Annotated in this window: 11 protein-coding genes and 1 pseudogene; 9 read left to right on the forward strand and 3 right to left on the reverse strand. The window is 40.5% G+C overall.

Going from position 1 to position 13,632, the window contains the following annotated elements:
* Positions 1-54: 54 nt before the first annotated feature.
* The 5 genes from minC to B9G53_RS26130 all read left to right on the forward strand — a co-directional run bounded on the left by minC (position 55) and on the right by B9G53_RS26130 (position 5,452).
* Positions 55-1,143 (forward strand): septum site-determining protein MinC, encoded by a 1,089-nt coding sequence (minC, locus tag B9G53_RS26110; RefSeq protein WP_094536333.1) that lies wholly within the window; start codon positions 55-57, stop codon positions 1,141-1,143.
* 2 nt (positions 1,144-1,145) lie between these two features.
* Positions 1,146-1,949: a septum site-determining protein MinD gene (gene minD, locus B9G53_RS26115; protein WP_094536334.1), complete on the forward strand. Its 804-nt coding sequence runs from the start codon at positions 1,146-1,148 to the stop codon at positions 1,947-1,949.
* Positions 1,950-1,957: 8 nt separating this feature from the next.
* Positions 1,958-2,743 (forward strand): cell division topological specificity factor MinE, encoded by a 786-nt coding sequence (gene minE, locus B9G53_RS26120; protein ID WP_094536335.1) that lies wholly within the window; start codon positions 1,958-1,960, stop codon positions 2,741-2,743.
* Positions 2,740-4,203, forward strand: a complete 1,464-nt coding sequence (locus B9G53_RS26125; protein ID WP_094536336.1) for an MBOAT family protein — start codon at positions 2,740-2,742, stop codon at positions 4,201-4,203. The genes minE and B9G53_RS26125 overlap by 4 nt, the downstream gene beginning before the upstream one ends.
* Before the next feature lie 124 nt (positions 4,204-4,327).
* Positions 4,328-5,452, forward strand: coding sequence for a hypothetical protein (locus B9G53_RS26130; protein WP_094536337.1), 1,125 nt, complete (start codon positions 4,328-4,330; stop codon positions 5,450-5,452).
* Positions 5,453-5,477: 25 nt separating this feature from the next.
* Here B9G53_RS26130 and B9G53_RS26135 read toward each other — a convergent pair whose 3' ends face one another.
* Positions 5,478-6,704, reverse strand: coding sequence for a protein phosphatase 2C domain-containing protein (locus tag B9G53_RS26135; RefSeq protein ID WP_094536338.1), 1,227 nt, complete (start codon positions 6,702-6,704; stop codon positions 5,478-5,480).
* Positions 6,705-6,778: 74 nt separating this feature from the next.
* On the opposite strand from B9G53_RS26135, the gene fbp reads away from it, so the two are divergent.
* The 3 genes from fbp (at position 6,779) to B9G53_RS26150 (ending at position 10,205) form a co-directional block, all read left to right on the forward strand.
* Positions 6,779-7,807, forward strand: a complete 1,029-nt coding sequence (fbp, locus tag B9G53_RS26140) for a class 1 fructose-bisphosphatase (RefSeq protein WP_094536339.1) — start codon at positions 6,779-6,781, stop codon at positions 7,805-7,807.
* Positions 7,808-8,083: 276 nt separating this feature from the next.
* On the forward strand, positions 8,084-9,403 hold the full coding sequence (locus tag B9G53_RS26145) for a 3-isopropylmalate dehydratase large subunit (RefSeq protein WP_094536340.1): 1,320 nt from the start codon (positions 8,084-8,086) through the stop codon (positions 9,401-9,403).
* A 133-nt stretch (positions 9,404-9,536) separates the two neighbouring features.
* A complete protein-coding gene (locus B9G53_RS26150) occupies positions 9,537-10,205 on the forward strand; it encodes a hypothetical protein (RefSeq protein WP_094536341.1) in 669 nt (222 codons plus the stop codon).
* Between the two features lie 31 nt (positions 10,206-10,236).
* Here the strand turns inward: B9G53_RS26150 and B9G53_RS26155 are convergent, their stop codons facing one another.
* Positions 10,237-11,628 carry an NAD-dependent malic enzyme gene (locus B9G53_RS26155; RefSeq protein WP_094536342.1) on the reverse strand — a complete coding sequence of 464 codons (1,392 nt, stop codon included), beginning with the start codon at positions 11,626-11,628 and terminating at the stop codon, positions 10,237-10,239.
* Between the two features lie 317 nt (positions 11,629-11,945).
* Here B9G53_RS26155 and B9G53_RS26160 point away from each other — a divergent pair, with 317 nt between their 5' ends.
* Positions 11,946-13,262 (forward strand): hypothetical protein, encoded by a 1,317-nt coding sequence (locus B9G53_RS26160; protein WP_094536343.1) that lies wholly within the window; start codon positions 11,946-11,948, stop codon positions 13,260-13,262.
* A gap of 161 nt (positions 13,263-13,423) precedes the next feature.
* Here B9G53_RS26160 and B9G53_RS28825 read toward each other — a convergent pair.
* Positions 13,424-13,578, reverse strand: a pseudogene (locus B9G53_RS28825) (IS1 family transposase); the annotation flags it as partial.
* Positions 13,579-13,632 lie beyond the last annotated feature (54 nt).

A 13,632-nucleotide genomic window follows, 5' to 3' on the forward strand; every position in this document is an offset into this window, starting at 1 on the left:
TGCATTTATCTAGATGTAGGTAACTTGCATAGCGCTAAATTTAAAACAAGCTTCATGAATGCCAACCAGCGTAATATTGCCGTGAAATCTAATCCTCTGCCTCCTACAAAATTACAGTCGGTTGCAGGGGATTTGTCATCTGCGGAGATGCCTGAAGTTATTGTAGTGGCTGACCAGAATGAGGAGTATTTGGGGAATGTGCCTGCTCCTCTGACGATCGCCGATGTTGAGGGTGGTGAACTTAAACCAATTCCGACTTCACTTACCAAAAAATCTCAGCCCGATCCAGAACCTGATCCTGAAATCTCGCAAGTTCGTTTTAAGACCCTTGATGGCAAGTTGAATCTGTTGTTACCAACTGACAAGAAGATCAAGTTGCCATTTAATAAATCGAATGATAACGGCGAAATTCCTCCAATTGGGCTGGATAGCAATCAGTTCAATAATTCTGAGACTTCACTGCTGACCTTAACTTGGGAAGAAATACTTTCTCAGCTAGAGCAACGTATGGCGGCGAGTGGGCATGACTGGAAACCGCGTACACAAGTATATTTGCAATCAGGCGATCGCCTCTTGGACACGCGCCAACTCCAAGAATTATCTGAGGCCTTGCAAAATTATCAACTTTTGCTGCATTGTATAGTCACCAATCGCCGTCAAACTGCGGTTAATGCTGCTAGTATGGGCTTCTGCGTAGAGCAAGGGACAATCTTTCGTGAGCTGCTAGGATTTAATCCAATTCCTAACGCACCGACGGATGATCCGCTATACATTAAGATGACCGTAAGATCGGGTACAGAAATTCGTCACTCTGGCAGTATTATTGTCTTCGGTGATGTCAATGCTGGTGCAGAACTAATTTCTGAAGGTGATATTATTGTGTGCGGCAAGCTCAAAGGCATGGCTCATGCAGGTGCTAAAGGCAATGCCCAAGCCGTAGTCATGGCTTTACACCTTAATGCAACCCAAGTTAGGATTGCGAGTTTTATTGCCCGTGTTGAGAGTCCGACTACTTCTTTCTGCCCAGAAGTCGCATTTGTAAGTACGCAAGGTACTCCTGCGATTAAAATTGTCCAAGTTGTTGATTTTTCAGCATTTAATCATTCTTCGCTAAACTATCCATCGCTAATCAGTAATTCGTAAACATGAGTCGCATTATCGTTGTTACCTCTGGTAAAGGTGGTGTCGGCAAGACCACATCTTCAGCAAATCTCGGCATGGCGCTCGCCAAACTAGGACGCAAAGTGGTTTTGGTGGATGCTGACTTTGGCTTACGCAATCTCGATCTTTTATTGGGATTAGAAAATCGCATTGTATATACAGCTTTAGAAGTGATTGCGCGAGAATGTAAACTCGACCAAGCCCTAGTTAAAGATAAGCGTCAGCCTAATCTGTCTTTATTAGCAGCTCCCCAAACTCGCAATAAAACTGCAATTACGGCTGCACATATGAAAGCTTTAGTTGAAGTTTTGGGTCGATATTTTGATTATGTTTTAATTGATTGTCCTGCTGGTATTGAGTCGGGATTTCAAAATGCGATCGCTGGGGCAAAAGAGGCGATCGTTGTGACGACCCCCGAAATTTCGGCGGTGCGAGATGCCGATCGCGTGGTTGGTTTACTAGAAGCAAATCGAATTACGGATATTAAATTAATTTTGAACCGTATTCGCCCAGCTATGGTAAAAAACAACGACATGATGAGTGTCGAAGATGTACTAGATATTTTGTCTGTTAAATTAATTGGCGTAATTCCTGATGACGAACAGGTGATCGTTTCTACTAATAAAGGGGAACCATTGGTGTTGTCAGATAAACCATCTCTGGCAGGCACTGCCTATGAAAATGTGGCAAAACGTCTTGAGGGAAAAAACATTGAGTTTTTACAGCTCGAAGCTCCTCCTAAAGGATTTTTGGCGCGTCTGTCAAGCTGGATTAGTGGGAACTCCTGAGGTTTGAGATGATTTCAACACTGCTCGATCGCCTATTTCAAAGAAGTAACGTCCCAAGTGGGGCAAAAGTCAAGCAGCGGTTGAAATTTATCCTTGCCCATGATCGTGCGGCGATCGAGCCACAGGTATTTGAAAATATGCGCCATGAGATTATGCGTGTAGTTTCTAAATATGTGGAACTTGATGAAAATACTTTAGATATTCGCCTAGAGTCTGATAAGCGGATGACAGCATTGATTGCAAATTTACCAATCAGGATGGTACGTGAAGATCTACCTGATCTGGTTAGTCTTTTTGATGAACCCACTGAAGAAGTCAATACATCAAATAATTCTGAATCCTTATCTCTAGAAATGGATCAGTCAGCTGAAGATGCTCTTGATGCGATCGCGGCAAAGGAAAATATCAAATCGACCACAGAGGATATTTCTCCTGAGAGTCTTGCGGTAATTGCAGAACGGACTATCGAAGTTACTAGCAAAATCAGAACTGCTGCAAATAAGTCGCAAAATGAGGAACTCAGCGATCGCGCCGTAGTAGAAGCTGATATACCCCAAAATGAAAATGTCATTATGGATATTGCTGAAAGTTCTGAGTCAGCTAATTCTGACGTTGTATTAGAGGACTCTGTTAATGATCAGCATGAAGAATTAGAAGAACTTAATGAGCAGTCAAGTGATCAGTTGGAGTTATCTTTAGGTTTACCTGATTCTCTAGAATCTCAAGAAGTATTAGTTGAAGAATCTCCCAAACTTTATAACCAAGAGCAAGAGTGTAATGATCGCGAAACATGATTTTTGCATCAGCTCTGTTTCTATTTCTATTTTTACCGCTCACCTTAGCAGGATATTTCCTGATTAGCTCAAAGTTACTGTATCTACGGAATATTTTTCTGTTGATCATGAGCTTGATTTTTTATGCATGGGGAGAACCAGTTTATGTGTTCCTCATGATTGCTTCTATATTGCTGAATTATATATCAGGGCTACTATTACATTTTCAGCGTCAAAAACTGTTCCCATTCATTAACGAAAAGCAGATCCTTTTTAGCTCAATTGTGATTAATTTAGGGTTGTTATTCTATTTTAAATATGCCAATTTTTTTATTAACAATCTCAACTTAGTTCTACACAATCTTTCAATTCCAGCGATCGCCTATTCTCAAGTTCCATTACCGATAGGGATATCCTTTTTTACTTTTCAAGCGATGTCCTACGTGATTGATGTTTATCGTCAAGAAACCGATGTGCAGTTAAATCCGATTAATTGTGGACTATACGTGAGTCTATTTCCCCAACTCATTGCGGGACCGATTGTCCGTTACCATGATGTTGCTAAGCAGATTGTGTCGCGAACTGTCACTAGACCACAATTTTCGGCAGGAATTCAGAGATTTATTTTTGGGTTAGCTAAAAAGACAATGCTTGCCAATCCATTAGGGGAAGTCGCTGATAAAATTTTTGCCGTCCCAGTCAGTGAAGTTACAACAGGCATGGCTTGGTTAGGGATTGTTTGCTATACATTACAGGTTTATTTTGATTTCTCAGGATATTCCGACATGGCGATCGGATTAGGGCGACTTTTTGGTTTTGAATTTCTAGAGAATTTTAATTATCCATATGTGGCTCAATCCATGCGAGACTTTTGGCGCAGATGGCATATTTCTCTATCAACTTGGTTTCGTGATTATCTATATATTCCTTTGGGCGGCAATCGTGGCTCTGCACTGAGGACATATTTCAATTTGTGGATAGTGTTTCTACTATGTGGGCTATGGCATGGCGCGAGTTGGAATTTTGTCATTTGGGGAGCCTTGCACGGAGCCTATTTGGTAATTGAGAGAATGGGATGGCATAAATATCTTGATAGCTTGTGGCAACCACTAAGGCATTTGTACACGTTATTACTAGTAATGGTTGGATGGGTATTCTTTCGATCAGAATCTGTGAGCCAAGCAATCCAATATTTAGGAAGTATGATTGGTGTTACTAATGCCGATGGGGTCGAATACTTTACACTGCTCTATTTTGATCTCAAAACTCTATTCAACTTAATCATTGGCTGTATATTAGCAACACCAATAGCTATTTGGGTTACTAAACAATTACAAGAGAGAATTATTTCTCCTCAATTTAGTCAACTTCAGCCTGTGCTGTATGGTGGGTATTATTCTCTTTTATTGAGTCTATTTATACTTTCCACTGCTAGTTTAGCCGCAGGAACTTATAATCCATTTATCTATTATCGCTTTTAATAGATGTTACGTGGAACGCTGAGATTGGGGCTTGGAGACCAAGCCCCTACTTTTACAAATATGTAGGGATTTGGTCTCCAAATCCTCTTTTAATTTACAAATCTCTAGACAAATTGCTTGCTCTATGCAGACAGAAGATCATAAAAATAAAGTATCTCGGACATTTGACAATCTATTGATTGCAACTTTTATCATTGGTCTGTTTTTACCTCTAGTCTTAACCCATAACCGTAAAGAATCGCTTACAGAAAAACGTAAGCTTGCTGATTTTCCTAAATTAGAATGGAGTCCAAGAGCTTTAACTAAATTTCCATCACAGTTTGAATTATTCTTTAATGACCATTTCGGATTACGCGATCAACTCACTCAGATTTATTCCCTCTATAGCATTCTCTTGAAAAGCTCCTCTAATCCTAAAGTACTGATTGGAGTTGATGATTGGTTGTTTTATATTAATCCTGCGGCGGGTAATAGTCTTGAGGATTATCGAAGAAATGATCCTTTGACACCAGAGGAACTTAGAAGTTGGAAAATTGGATTAGAAGAAAAACATGCATGGTTAAAACAACAGGGTATTCCCTATCTTTTTATAGTTATCCCTGACAAATATTCTATTTATCCAGAATATATACCTAAACATATTCGTCAAGTCGGTAAGCAAACCCGCCTTGAACAACTGATAGATTATATGAAGAATTCAGAAGTACCAGTTCTAGATTTGAGACCTGCTTTATTCAAAGCAAAGCCACAAGGACAACTGTTTTATAAAACGGATACGCATTGGAATGACTTTGGTGCAGCGATCGCCCAGTATGAAATTCTCCGAGCAATCCAAAAGTTTTATCCAAATCTTAATCCAAGGAATTACTCTTGGCAGGATTTTAGGTTGACGGAATATAAGTCAGGGGATATTGCAAATATGTTGAATATTTCTTACTTTCTTAAGGAAATGGCTCCTGAATTACGCAAACCATTACCTATATGTGATCAACATATTGTAGAGAAGCATCCTGAAGATCAGATGAAAGCTACCTTCTTTACGGATTGTCGTACCGATGCGCCAAGAGCATTAATTTTTAGAGATTCATTTTTTATTGCTTTGCAACCCTATATTTCTCAGCATTTTGCTAAAACCGTTTATGTTTGGGAATGGCCAGATCTCAATTTAATTAAGAAATATCAGCAATACAATCAGCCTAATATTGTGATCGAAGCCCGCGTAGAAAGACATTTAAAGTTCATCAAATAAGAAGTCGGAGCCTTGCGCCGACTTCTTATTTAGTGTCGTCATACTTTTGGAAATTGGTACTAGGCTCACACAAAACTAGAATCGCAGTCAGATTGTCATGACCATTAACGTTGTTCCCTAACTCAATAAGATTATCTAAACCTGTTTGTAAATCGGTTTCCTTATTTAAAATTGGTAGTAAATGCGATCGCCAATTATCCTCGATCACATCGTTATCACACAAACCATCAGAACACAACAAAAATAAAGTGGGTTCAGTTAATGCAAAAAAATCAATAGCTGGCTCTAGGCGATCGCTATGATTCGGTCCCAGCGCTTGAGTAAGCTGATGAGCATCAGGTCTAGCCCTTGCAACTTCAATCTCCACACCAAGATCGATTAACTGATTGAGAACCTCATGATCGCGAGTAATTTGCTCTAATTTGGCTTCTAATTTTAATTCTTGATGAGAATTCGTAACTTTGTATATACGACTATCGCCAATATGGGCAATGAGAACGTTAAGATCATGAATTGCTAAAACAACCAAAGTTGTTCCCATTCGCCCCAGTGATTGCCTCTGTTCGGTTTCATTCTTAGCAAAAATCTCTTGATTTGCCTTGCAGATAATTTCATTGATTTTTTTCTCGCCTGGTAAAGTATCGATCCAAAAAGGACGAAACTGCTCCGTAATAGAATTAATCGCGATCGCACTCGCTACCTCGCCCCCCTCGTGTCCACCCATGCCATCGCACAACACAAATAACCCTCGATGACTGCGATCGCTGATCTGGCTTTTGCCATTGATGCTACGAGTTTGAAAAATGGTGACAAAATCGTCTTCATTGCGATCGCGCTGAATTCCCACATCAGTCTTGCCAGCATAGGTTAGATCCTGTAGATGCATGGTTGAAGATACAACCATCGTCATTTCCGACTCAACATCTGACTCAACAGCGGCAAAGTCTTCTAAATTGAATTCTAGTGGCAATTCTTCTTCCAGAGCAAATCCCTTGGAAAATTCTTCCGAAAATTCCTCTGCATCGCTCACTACTTGAGAAGATGCCAAATCTTCTACCTGAATTTTGATTTCTTCTAATATAGACTCTAAATTTAATGGTCGTGTTGGGACTGAAGAAGGTTGTATAGCAACATCTCCAAGAAGATTTAAAGTTGGATCTATAGCAATTTCTACAGCAATTTTAGTGCCGCAGAATTGGCAAAATTGGTGACTATCAGGATTTACAGCTTTACAACTAGGACAGATGCTCATAATTATTCTTATGTTGGCACAATGCTATAGATTTAGACAGATAATAGAGAAGAAGAACTAAGGTAATCGCACCCATGACTGATTCTACCAGACTCAATCCCGCTGATGAGATCGTCCTTGGACGAGACTTTATGACCCTTTCTCAGCATGTTCTCTCACAGTTTGGAACATTTTCGGCTGAAGCCTATGATCTGAGTGCATTGATGGGACGCATTGGGTTAGCAGGCAAAACGATCGCTCGCCATCTTAGTCGTGCAGGTTTAGTGGAAAATGTGCTTGGGGTTACAGGTGAAGTCAATGTTCAGGGTGAAGCGGTCAAAAATATGGATCGCTATGCTAATCGTGTTTTTCTTCGCGCCTTTGAGCAGAGCGGCTTAGTCTGTCGGCTTGCTTCGGAGGAAATGGAGAAGCCCTATTATATCCCTGAAAACTGTCCCATTGGTCGCTACACTTTACTTTATGATCCCATTGATGGCTCTAGCAATATTGACGTAAATTTAGCGATCGGTTCTATCTTCTCGATTCGTCAACAAGAAGGGAATGATGAATCTGGAGAAGCTCTAGATTTATTGCAGTCGGGACGGAAACAAATTGGTGCAGGCTATATTCTCTATGGCACAAGCACAATGCTGATTTATTCGCTGGGGAATGGCGTTCATGCCTTTACCCTCGATCCTAGTATTGGAGAATTCATTCTCTTTCAAGAGAATATTCATATTCCTACTAAGGGTTCTATTTATAGTGTTAATGAAGGCAACTTCTGGCAATGGGAAGAACCAATGCGTGAATATGTCCGCTATATTCATCGCCAAGCAGGCAATACAGCACGTTATTCAGGAGCTTTAGTTGCGGATATTCATCGCATTCTTTTTCAAGGTGGGGTGTTTCTCTATCCAGGTACAGTTGGACATGCGGATGGAAAGTTACGCTTGCTTTACGAGTCTGCTCCTCTAGCATTTCTAATTGAGCAAGCAGGTGGTCGGGCGACTACAGGAACTCAAGAAATTCTTGATGTGATCCCCCAAAAATTACACAGCCGCACACCATTGATTATCGGTAGTTCTGAGAATGTCAAAGTAGTAGAGTCTTTTTTACAGAAATAGTATTGCTATACATCTCCAGCAATATGAAACCGATTTCGGTGTTTCCATCGCCTTCGGCGATGGAAACACCGAAATCGGTTTTTTGAAAGCCCGCCAACAGCGGGCTTTCAAAAAACTGATTTTTATAATGAGAATTGCTATGCCTCACCCTTTCTCTTGGCAAAGGAGAAAGGGGTGAGGTAAATTTAAAGTTCTTAATTCCTTGCTATAATTAGCACAGAAAAAAGTAAGCATTAATACATCTACATAGGATATCTACCCAAGGACATCACAATTATGGGAATGACACTCACCGAAAAGATTTTGGCAAAAGCGTCGGGCAAAAGTCACGTTAGCCCAGGCGAAAATATTTGGGTGAATGCTGACCTGTTAATGACCCATGATGTCTGCGGACCTGGCACTATCGGAGTATTTAAGCGCGAATTTGGTGCAGATGCGAAAGTTTGGGATAAGGAAAAATTAGTATTAATTCCTGATCATTACATTTTTACTAAAGATGCAAGAGCTAACCGCAATATTGATATTTTGAGAGAATTTGCCAAAGAGCAAGACATTAAATATTTTTACGACATCACTGACCTTTCCGACTTTAAAGCTAATCCTGATTACAAAGGTGTTTGCCATATTGCTTTAGCCCAAGAAGGGCACACACGTCCAGGAGAGGTGCTATTTGGCACTGATTCCCATACTTGTAACGCTGGAGCCTTTGGACAATTCGCCACGGGGATCGGTAACACCGATGCCGCTTTTGTCATGGGTACGGGCAAGCTCTTGCTCAAAATTCCTGCTTCGATGAAGTTTGTCTTTGATGGTGAAATGCCTCCTTATCTCTTGGCTAAGGATTTGATCTTGCAGGTCATTGGCGATATCGGTGTAAATGGCGCAACCTATCGATCGCTGCAAATTGAAGGAGATGCGATCGCCCAAATGACGATGGAAGAACGGATGACGATCTGCAATATGGCGATCGAAGCTGGCGGCAAAAATGCCACGATCGCTCCAGACCAAACCACCTTTGACTATGTGCGATCGCGTACTGATAAGCCCTTTGAGTCGCTCTATGCGGATGCCGATGCTGAGTACTACTACGTCAAGCATTACGATGTCTCTAAGCTCGAACCTGTTGTCGCCAAGCCCCATTCACCCGACAACCGCGCCCTTGTGCGTGAAGTCCAAGATGTGAAGATTGATCGCGTCTATATTGGCTCTTGTACTGGTGGTAAAACTGAAGATTTTTATCACGCGGCTCAATTGATTAAAGGACAGCAGGTTAAAGTCCCAACCTATCTTGTTCCAGCCACACAGAAGGTTTACAACGATCTATTCAGCTTGAAGATTGATGGCTTAACTCTTTCAGAAATCTTCTTGCAAGCAGGTTGTATTGAACCAGCTTCTCCTTCCTGTGCAGGTTGCTTAGGTGGACCACAAGATACTTTTGGGCGGGTTAATGAAGCAGAAGTTTGTGTCTCGACCACCAACCGCAATTTCCCTGGGCGGATGGGTAATAAGCAAGCCCAGATTTATCTTGCTTCTCCCTATACGGCTGCTGCTTCTGCTTTGACAGGACATATCACCGATCCGCGTGATTTTATGTGATTTGTTCTTAAAGTCAGTAATACCAAAACATAAAATGGCGTAGCCATTTTATGTTTTGGTATTACTGGGATTGGTTTTTAATTTCCGAAATTGTTGCCACAATTTCGGAAATTGGGATAAGTCAGGATGATGAATGTGTTCAGATAGTACAAGTATTAATAGTTTGGTCAAAACAAAAGTTATTGAATGCTATAGTTCGCAAGGGTATGAAGTTGTTCACCAACCTCTTACCCAGCAGCTACCGTTCGATTTAAATGGATATAGTCCAAATTTATTGGTGAAAATATCCGCAGATCAAGGATTTATTGTTGAGGTTATCGATGTAGCGACAAACTTAGCAGTTTCTCACTATCGAGACATTGCTAAAAGTGTTGCAGAGCATCGTGGTTGGCGCTTTTTACTGATTACGGGTGAAGATGCCACACCAATCGCTGAAGAAGATATTGCCGATGACAAACTTACGCGATCGCAAATTTTGCATCGCAAAGAACGGATCGCCAAATTAATCTCGATTGGAGAGCATGAAGCGGCTTTTCTCTCGCTGTGGATATTCGCGGAGATCTTGATGCGAAGACATGCAAGGCACTTATTAATACCCATTGATCGCTTACCAACCATATTGATGATTCATCATCTATATACTCAGTTGGCAATTTCGACCGATCAATTTGAAAGAGCGATCGCCTTAAATGAAATTAGAAATCGGGTTGCCCATGGATTTCCAGTGAAATCAATCAATCTCAATGAGGCGATCGAACGACTTCTAAATTTAGTGGATGAGTTTATTGCCATGCAAGCATAAAGAAAAGGGCGTGCAAAGCACGCCCTTTTCTTTATGCGTTGGCTAGCCCTTGCTGACGTGCTACCGCATGGACGGCGGCGGCGACGGCATGGGAAACGCGGGGATCAAATACAGAAGGAATAATAAAATCAGGGGCGAGATCACTGCTGCTAACTAAAGAAGCGATCGCTTGAGCCGCACCTAAATTCATTTGGGTCGTGATTTTGGTAACCCTTGCATCGAGCGCTCCACGGAAAATTCCTGGGAAAGCCAAAACATTATTGATTTGGTTGGCATAGTCACTGCGACCTGTGGCGATGACAGCAACATCATTTTCGACAAGTTCGGGCTGAATTTCGGGATTAGGGTTTGCCATCGCAAATACAATAGGTGCAGATCCCATACTTCTTACCATTTCAGGCGTGAGCGCTCCTTTGACGCTCAGACCGACAAACATATCGGCTCCCTTAATCACATCAGCCAGAGAACCAGAGCGATCGCTAGCAAACTCTAGTTTTTCGGGAGTGAGATCGGGACGATCCTTGCTAATACATCCTCTGGAGTCACACATCTCTATCCGCTTCACACCTGCTTCGCGCAAAAGTCTTGCCACGGCAATTCCTGAAGCCCCTGCCCCATTCATGACGATGCGAACAGTATCAATTGGTTTGCTGACAACTTTGAGCGCGTTGATCGTCGCTGCAACAACCACGATCGCCGTACCATGTTGGTCATCGTGATACACAGGAATGTCTAGTTCTTCTTTGAGACGCTTTTCGATTTCAAAGCAACGGGGAGCGCTAATATCTTCTAGATTCACACCACCAAATGCTGGTGAAATACGTTTTACAGTTTCCACAATTTCATCAACATCTTTCGTATTTAGGCAAATTGGGAATGCATCTAGTCCTGCAAATTGCTTAAATAGCATCGCTTTGCCTTCCATCACAGGCATAGCGGCTTCGGGTCCAATATCACCTAGTCCTAAAACAGCCGTGCCATCTGTAACTACGGCGATCGTGTTGCACTTAATCGTGTAGTCATAAACTTTGCGTTTGTCTTCAGCGATCGCCATACATACTCGCCCTACCCCAGGGGTATAGACCATCGCAAGATCGTCTTGTCCTTTAACGGCTACTTTAGCTTCGAGATGGATTTTGCCGCCTTTGTGAATTTGGAAAGTGCGATCGTAAACATCAAGAACACGAATTTCGGGGACAGCCTTGACGACGGCAATCAATTTGTCCATATGCTCAGTGCTGTAAGCATTAACAGTGATATCACGTACCGAAATTTTGCGGGTTTGTTGGATCAGATCAATCTGTCCGAGGTTCCCTCCCGCTTCAGCTAAAACGCGAATGACAGAAGATAACATTCCTGCGCGGTTGAGGAGTTGCACGCGAATGGTCAAGCTAAAGCTGGGATTAGGTGTTAGTTGTTGCATCGTGAGGAGTAAGTAATTGCATAGAGTTCAGGCAAAGCCTGAATCTATGCAATGTTACCTGATTGTCTGTTAGTGTTGCGTTACAAATCACACGATTTCACGAAAGTAACAGAGTCCCGTTGGTACTCTGTTACTTTTAAACTAGACAGTTCCGCCAATGTCCTCGATAAATGCGTCAAGGAATAACTTGTTAGTGTCATGAATTTTTTCGCCATATGCCGATGCAAACTGGAGGCAAATGGGACAAATCATACAGATTGCTAGTAAAACAATATGATGATTTAGTAAGCTACCACTAGTATCAATTGTCAGTATTAATGAAATTCAATGCGTTGTTAACATCAGTTCCTATTGTTTTAGGAATCACCTTTTGTACATCTATTGCAATTATTATAAATCCACATATTTTTATAAGTTTTTTCTCAAACTCTCCAGCAAAACTTTTTTTTGATGTTGGACATTATTCTAATTTAGCGATAAATCCAACTTGCAATGCATTTTATCCATTATGGCCGTGGCTAATTAGTAAGTTAGGGCAACCTCAAATTCCTGATGACGCAGCATTGTATTCTCGTGTTATTGGAAGTTTATTATCATTAATAAGTGTGCCCTTATTTTTATTGCTTTTAAAACAAAGTATTAAAAGTTATAAAATTACATTTTTAGTCGTCGCATTATATGCGATAAATCCTCTTTCAGTTTTTAGAATGATTGGTTACACTGAAGGGATTTTTTCTGTTTTTAGCTTAATTTTTCTGATTCTTCTAAATAATTTAAAAATAACATCAAAAATATCAATTAAATTTATATCAATATTAATATCCATATTTATTTTCTCATTCTTACTTTCCTTAACTAGACCATTTCTTATTCAAGTGGTTTTTTCATCTATCCTTGCATTAGCTTCAACTCTAATAATAAATAAGTTCCAAAACAATCTCAATCTTAAAAAGTACGTTAAAACTTACGGCATAACTACTTTAATGATTTGTCTTGGTGCTTTGCTTGGTTATTGTATATACGGATATTCTTGTTTGCAATCTAGAGGAGATTTTTTTGCTCCTTTCCATGATCAAAAGGCTTGGGGAAAACAGTTAGGTATTTATCCTCAATTATTTTTTGTGCCTTTAACATCCGCCGATTTTACTGCAATTTATTTGCCAGCTATAGCACTAATCATGTCTTGGCTGATTTGTATATCCATTAATATTAGAAAACTGATTTTTGCCACGCCGAAATTTTGGCAATTGGTCTTACTTTTTGCTTATCCACCAGCTTTTTTAGCATTCTATGGCGCAGATCTTAAAAAAATCAATTTTTCTGATAAACCAACTAGTTTAAAAGAGATTAATCTCACTCAATCGGCTAAAAAAATATCCACTAATTATGTATTTTGGTTTTGTATTTACTTTGCTCTGATACATTCAATAATTATTGTTTTTAGCGATCAAAAACTAACAAGTTTAAGACGTTTTATATTTGGAACTCCTTATTTTTTTGTCGCGATTGCCTATATAAGTAATTGTTTCCCAACACGTAAAGTAACTAAATTACTATTATGGCTACTAGGCTTTTCAGGTATATGGTTAGTTCAGTATTGGTTAGACTATGCCAATGATGTTTGGATTGGCTAAGGTAATAGTCAGTTAATTAGTGAGGTAATGAAAACCCCTTGAAGTAATTCCAGCATATAGCGATCCTAAATGAGTTGTAAGATTTGGAGAGTTGTGAGAGTGCGCCCCGAAGGGGCGCACTCTCACAACTCATTTAGGATTGCTATATAAAGATGAAAAAGTCCGATTGCTATAGCAGGAGTCTTGTTCTTGCCCAAGCCCACATGGGGGGCGTACCTCCTACCCAATTGTGAACTAAGCGTTTTACTGTGACTGATCGTCGCAAGCCCTCGGTATTTTTAGCATACAGGTTTTGTCTGCGGCGAAAAGCACTACACCACAAAAACAAAAAAGCCTCGCAGTGCGAGGCTTTTTTGTTAGAAAACTAAGA

Source organism: Pseudanabaena sp. SR411, assembly GCF_002251945.1.
GTDB lineage: Bacteria > Cyanobacteriota > Cyanobacteriia > Pseudanabaenales > Pseudanabaenaceae > Pseudanabaena.

Coding starts and splice junctions, on each gene's coding strand:
- minD (WP_094536334.1), top strand. CDS start 1,146: ATGAGTCGCATTATCGTTGTTACCTCTGGTAAAGGTGGTGTCGGCAAG.
- B9G53_RS26145 (WP_094536340.1), top strand. CDS start 8,084: ATGGGAATGACACTCACCGAAAAGATTTTGGCAAAAGCGTCGGGCAAA.
- B9G53_RS26130 (WP_094536337.1), top strand. CDS start 4,328: ATGCAGACAGAAGATCATAAAAATAAAGTATCTCGGACATTTGACAAT.
- B9G53_RS26125 (WP_094536336.1), top strand. CDS start 2,740: ATGATTTTTGCATCAGCTCTGTTTCTATTTCTATTTTTACCGCTCACC.
- B9G53_RS26160 (WP_094536343.1), top strand. CDS start 11,946: ATGAAATTCAATGCGTTGTTAACATCAGTTCCTATTGTTTTAGGAATC.
- minE (WP_094536335.1), top strand. CDS start 1,958: ATGATTTCAACACTGCTCGATCGCCTATTTCAAAGAAGTAACGTCCCA.
- B9G53_RS26150 (WP_094536341.1), top strand. CDS start 9,537: ATGTGTTCAGATAGTACAAGTATTAATAGTTTGGTCAAAACAAAAGTT.
- B9G53_RS26135 (WP_094536338.1), bottom strand. CDS start 6,704: ATGAGCATCTGTCCTAGTTGTAAAGCTGTAAATCCTGATAGTCACCAA.
- minC (WP_094536333.1), top strand. CDS start 55: ATGAATGCCAACCAGCGTAATATTGCCGTGAAATCTAATCCTCTGCCT.
- B9G53_RS26155 (WP_094536342.1), bottom strand. CDS start 11,628: ATGCAACAACTAACACCTAATCCCAGCTTTAGCTTGACCATTCGCGTG.
- fbp (WP_094536339.1), top strand. CDS start 6,779: ATGACTGATTCTACCAGACTCAATCCCGCTGATGAGATCGTCCTTGGA.